This is a genomic window from Paenibacillus sp. GbtcB18, from assembly GCF_019091125.1.
Taxonomy (GTDB): Bacteria; Bacillota; Bacilli; order Paenibacillales; family NBRC-103111; genus Paenibacillus_F; species Paenibacillus_F chitinolyticus.
This window is the reverse complement of the sequence record NZ_JAGXJX010000100.1, coordinates 1-581: the sequence shown is the minus strand read 5'-3', so window position 1 is coordinate 581 and position 581 is coordinate 1. Positions and strand designations below refer to the sequence as shown.

General features: G+C 25.8%; 1 pseudogene. It reads right to left on the bottom strand.

Annotated elements, in window-relative coordinates:
• Nucleotides 1–347: 347 nt before the first annotated feature.
• Nucleotides 348–581, bottom strand: a pseudogene (locus KVT34_RS29695) (methyl-accepting chemotaxis protein); the annotation flags it as partial.

Genomic DNA, 581 nt, shown 5'->3' with positions numbered 1-581 from the left:
TTCTTAATTTTTAACTTAATCATTTTTTCATATTTATAAAATATCGAACTATAAAAACAAATTGATTTTTAAAATATATAGCACGAGGCTTTAACATATCCTAAAAATATATAGATTTTATCAATCAACAAAATATTTTTCAATTTTTAAAATCACCCACAAATATAATATTAAAAAAGAATCACATATTATAATAGTGATTCTTTTTCGACAAGAGAACAAATACCTCGTTTTAACAATAATATGAGATATGTAAATTCAAAATGTGTTTCTTATATATAGTTTTTACTCATATAAAAATTTATAGATTTACAGATTCGAATCTTAATATTCAGGAATATGCGTGGTTATTTTTGTCCTTGTAGTTGCTCTACTATAGTTTTTGCCTGTGTATCAAGTCTCTGGGCCGCTTCACCAATACCATTGAATTCATGAACTGCTTGTTCTATACATGAGTAACTTTCAGTAACACTCTTTTCTGATTGTAGAGTCCCTGCACTAATCTTTTGTACCTGCTTGGTTATATTATCTACATTAAAGTGGACATCTTTAGTTACGTATTTAACTTTATTTGCTAAATT